The sequence below is a fragment of the Abditibacteriota bacterium genome (genome assembly GCA_017552965.1).
GTDB lineage: Bacteria > Armatimonadota > UBA5829 > UBA5829 > UBA5829 > RGIG7931.
This window is the reverse complement of record JAFZNQ010000070.1, coordinates 1-4668: the sequence shown is the minus strand read 5'-3', so window position 1 is coordinate 4668 and position 4668 is coordinate 1. Positions and strand designations below refer to the sequence as shown.

The window sequence follows — 4668 nt, the reverse complement described above, 5'->3', positions numbered from 1 at the left end:
TTGAACAGCTCGTCTCCGGACCACTCTCCTCGGGGCCCCCGCAAAATCGAATGATTTTGTGGGGTGAGAGCGAGCAGGGCCGGCTGCCCTGCACCCGTCTGCGCCTCAGGTCTGCGCTCAGCGGCGGGGCAGAAAAGAAGTTAAGCCCCAAAAAATCTGTGATTTTTCGGGGACCCCGGCTGCATTTCTGCCTTTTCCGCCTTGCGCCTGACGGCGACGCTTGCCCTTCGGCTTGAGCAGGGGCTTTATACCCCAAAAAATCTGCGATTTTTCGGGGACCCCGGATAACGCCCCTCCCACCCCGGCCTGTCCGTGGTTGTGGGCTCGCGGTTCTATCGTGGAGATCGTTTTCCACTGTCCCGTTGGGCCTGTCCGTGTCCCGGGCTCGCGGTTCTTTCTCAGGGGATCTCTTACCGGTGAGCGCCCGATGGGCCCTCACCGCCGAGATGACGTCCGGTGTTGAACGGGACAGCGCCGGGATGACGCGTGCCCTCAGCGCCGGGACGACGGCAAAAAACAATCCCCTCTGTCGAAAAATATGCTTTGGTCCTGCGGCGCAGGACCTGTCTTTTTGCCGCGCAAAATGCTCCCGGATGGTATATAATAAAAGTAGCGGAGGGGGCGCGCTCCCGCCGCTGCAGACAACTTCGCATAGAGAAACCATATGAAAAAGATCCTTTTGGTCCTGTGGGCCTTGTTGCTGGCGGCCGGCGCGGGCGCTGCTCCCCGGCCGGGCGACATAGTCACTCTGGGCAGCTGGCCCTATACCGCAGAGGGCGAGAAAAGGCCGGTGGAGTGGATAGTGGCGCCCGTCCCCGAGGATATGGGAGAGGACGACCTGGTGCTGCTGGTGTCCCGGCTCGTGCTGGACGGATTTCCCACGGAGGGGCTGCCTCTTGACACCTTTGCTTCGCCTCTGACGGAATGGCTCAACGACGAATTCGCGGAGGTCTGTTTTGCAGACTGTCCGCAGGTCCCCGCCGGGAACGTATTGATCCCTTTTGTGTCTCCTCACTATGAATACGGAGGCGACAACAGCCTGTTTGACAGCGCCGCTCTCAGAAAGGCTGCAGCCACGCCCTGGGCTGCCAAACGGGGCGTCCCCGTGGACGCGGAAGGCTGCGCTCCGTGGATACTCTGCACCGAGGACAGGATCAGGGACAACTTTGGCTATTATGAGGACCCGGAGGGCTGGGACGGCAGATACACCCGGGTGTCCGGATACGGCTCCCCTCTCAACGGCCCTCTCACCCGCTATCCCGTCATCGGGGTGCGGCCCATGATCGGCGTAAAGAAGAGCGCCAAGGTGGAGGTCACGGGCCATATACAGGCTCCGGGATTCGGGACCGGGCGCAAGGCGCGGCCCTACACCGCTCCCGCCCTGCTGAAAAGGGGGGACGTCATCAGCTTTGGCCTGGCGGAGCAGGACTGCAGCGCCGCCAACGGCAAGGAGCCCATCGAGTGGATAGTGCTGGACACCGGGGACGGCAAGGCCCTGGCGGTCAGCAAAAAGATACTGTATGAGCTGAGACACGGAGACGACACGCCCCGGGGCTTTCTCAACGGAGAGTTTTTTGCCGGCGCCTTTTCCGACAGCGAAAAGGCCCTCATACTGCCGGCAGAGCACGTGTACTGCGGCTACGACATGACGGAGGAAGGGGCGGCAAAGCTCACGGACAGCTGCTTTTTGCTGTCTCTCCACGAGCTGGACCTGCTGTTTCCCACGGCAGGGGCCCGCAAAAGCGTCTGCACGCCCGCGGCTCTCAAAAGCCTGCCTGCGGAGGCGGTGAAGTATTACAAAGACCGGTTTGCCACCAGGGACGATTTCGGCTCCTGGGCGGAGATCACGGACAAGGGCAGGGTGCGCTTTTTCGGGAGCCATCATCAGGAGCAGTATGCCGGCCTGCGGCCCGCTCTGTGGATCAAGACTTCCGGCAAGGCGGGAAAGGACAGCCTGCCCGACAGCGTCTATGGCGAGATGGCGGCAGCCGAGACCTCCATGGGCCTGTATCTCCGGGAAAGCCACGGCGTCTACGTGCGCACCTCGTCGGAATAGCCTGATACCGGCGGCGGCCTGCCGCCCGGGAACAATACACACAAGGAGTCATCATGAAAACGTTTTTTACAGCCCTCCTCGTCATATTTGCCGCGGCTCTTTGGGCTGCGCCCGCGCCGGGAGATATAGTGACCTTCGGCTCATATCCCGCCGGACCCGACGGGGCAAAGGAGCCTCTGGAATGGATAGTGCTGGACTACTATTACGCCCGGCCCGCCGACGGCGTCCGGTCCGAAGAATGGAGCGACCTGCCGGAGCCTTTGGACACTCTCACCCTGATCAGCAGATACATCCCCGAGACCTGTTCCCGGGAGGAGCTGGGGCAGGAGTGGGAGACCTCTATGCTGCGGCTGCGGCTCAACACGGAGTTTGAGGAGAGCTGCTTTGCTCCGGAGGAGCGGGAGCGGCTGCTGACCTGGACCCTCAACGAGGAGCCCGTCTCCGACAAGGTGACCCTGCTGCAGGGCTTCGGCGACCTGTGGGCGGACGACGGCGTGTCCGTGTGGGCCATGTTTGACGGAGCCGAGACCAGAAAGGCCCGGCCGGCCCCCTTTGCCGGGGACCTGAAGACCGAGGACGGCTGCTTCCCCTGGGCCCTGAGAGTGATCACCGGCAGCGCCTTCACATACGTGGACAGCCGGGGCGTCCCCCGGACCGGGAGCGCCGACGCCTTTGACAAGCTGGGCGTGCGGCCTGTGATCAGGGTGAAAAAGGACACGCCCCTCCGGGTGACCGGGCATATCACCCCTCCCCGGTTCACCCTGTCGGCAGAAGCCCGCGCCTACGAAAAGGGCATGGACCTGACCCGGGGAGACAGAGTGCTGCTGGGCGAGGCAGAGCAGGACGGCAGCGCCGCCAACGGCAAGGAGCCCATCGAGTGGATAGTGCTGAAGACAGAAGACAAAAAGGCTCTGGTGGTGTCAAAGGACATCCTGTATTACCCCGAGCCGGACTATAAGACCTGGGACAAGGGCAGCCTGAGGACTTTTCTCAACAACAAGTTTGTGGGCTACGCCTTTTCAGCCGGCGAGCGGGCCCTGATACTGAGGACGGAGATAGAGACCACGGACGTACCCGCCGAGCGAAAGACCTTTTCCACCACGGACAGATGCTTTGTGCTCTCCGCCGCAGAGCTCACGGCCCTGTTCCCGTCGGCCGAAGCCCGCAAAAGCAAGGGCTCCAAGACCGCCGACCGGACAGCGGCAAAGGAAGACGAGCTCCACAGCTACGTCCGGGACTGCTATGTCACCAGAGACAACGCCTTTGCCGACAGGCACGGCGCCATAGATTTTCCCCACGAGGGAGGCGTCACCTATGGCGTCCGCCCGGCAATGTGGCTGGCCAGATAAAGGAGGAACAGTGTCATGAAGCTGGGAGTGTGCGGCGGCGAGGGCCAGCTGGCCCAAGCCGCAAAGAACGGCTTTGACTATATGGACGTCCCTCTGAACGGAGCGCGGCGGCTCACCGACGACGCGCTGCGCGCCATGAGGGACAAAGCCCGGGCTCTGGGGCTCTCCATCGACTGCTTTGTGTGCTTTTTCGAGTCCGAGGTCACCCTGTACGGCGGAGAGAGCGTCCGGGCGGCGGCCCTGGACTACGCTACCCGCAATTTTGAGGTGGTCCGGCTCCTGGGCGGCAGCGTCTGCTGCATAGGCAGCGGCGGCGCCCGGTCCGTCCCCGCAGGCATGGAACCGGCCCGGGCGGAAGAGGAGCTGGTGACCCTGCTCCGCAGGCTGGCCGACCGGGCAGCCGACTACGGCATCAGCCTGGCCGTGGAGCCCCTCCGACCGGCAGAAACCAATATGATCAACACCATAGCGGACGGCATACGGATCAAAAGGGCAGTGGACAGGAAAAATCTGGGCTGCCTGGTGGACTTTTTCCACGCCTGGAGCAACGGCGAGGAGCTGTCGGAGCTGGACGAGCTGCGGCCCGGAGAGCTGATCCACGTGCACCTGGCCCGTCCAAATCAGGACCGTATGGCCCCCGGCCGGGGGGATGCCGAGGCCCTGACCGCCTGGCGGGACAAGCTGAGAGAGATAGGCTACGACCGGCGGGTGACTCTGGAATGCCGGTGGCCCTCGGACTTTGACTCCGCCCTGGCGGAAGCGGCCGGGGTGATGCAGATGTTCCGGTGACACGGGAGCGGCAATGATCCGGCGCGGCTGCAGGCGCGAGGCGCCCGCAGCCGCTTTTTTCTCCCTGCGCCGGCCCGTGCCACCCGCGAGGAGGCATCCTGCCGCCGGCGCCATTTCCGCCGGGATGACGCGGGGTTGACTCCGAGATGACGTCTGTATTTGACCGCCGTTTCTGCAGCTGCAAGGGCTTTTGTCCCGTCACATATTAAACGTCATTTCGGCGCCTCTGTAAGAGGCGGTAAGAAATCCCCTGTCACGAAGCCGCGAGCCTCCGGCTGCGGACAGGCCCAACGGGACAAAACAGACTTTCTCCCGGCGGTGAATATGGTGCCGTGCCCGGGCCTTTCCGACAGTTTGATGTGACCCCAAAAAGTTGGACAAAGAAAATCCCCAAATCCCCACGTTCTATTTAACCATTGGTTAATGCCTTTTTTCTGTATTCGCTTGGTGTCATCCCGTTAAGCTTCTGCTTGA

3 protein-coding genes are annotated in these 4668 nt (G+C 62.8%); all 3 read left to right on the top strand.

The window, feature by feature from the left end:
* The first annotated feature begins 664 nt into the window (after positions 1-664).
* The 3 genes from IK083_06370 to IK083_06360 are packed head-to-tail and all read left to right on the top strand — an operon-like array spanning position 665 to position 4194.
* Entirely contained in the window at positions 665-2056 is a 1392-nt protein-coding gene (locus tag IK083_06370) for a hypothetical protein (GenBank protein ID MBR4749176.1), read from the top strand.
* Positions 2057-2109: 53 nt separating this feature from the next.
* On the top strand, positions 2110-3405 hold the full coding sequence (locus IK083_06365) for a hypothetical protein (GenBank protein ID MBR4749175.1): 1296 nt from the start codon (positions 2110-2112) through the stop codon (positions 3403-3405).
* Between the two features lie 15 nt (positions 3406-3420).
* Positions 3421-4194, top strand: a complete 774-nt coding sequence (locus IK083_06360; GenBank protein MBR4749174.1) for a sugar phosphate isomerase/epimerase — start codon at positions 3421-3423, stop codon at positions 4192-4194.
* Positions 4195-4668: the final 474 nt, after the last annotated feature.

Coding starts and splice junctions, on each gene's coding strand:
- IK083_06365 (MBR4749175.1), top strand. CDS start 2,110: ATGAAAACGTTTTTTACAGCCCTCCTCGTCATATTTGCCGCGGCTCTT.
- IK083_06370 (MBR4749176.1), top strand. CDS start 665: ATGAAAAAGATCCTTTTGGTCCTGTGGGCCTTGTTGCTGGCGGCCGGC.
- IK083_06360 (MBR4749174.1), top strand. CDS start 3,421: ATGAAGCTGGGAGTGTGCGGCGGCGAGGGCCAGCTGGCCCAAGCCGCA.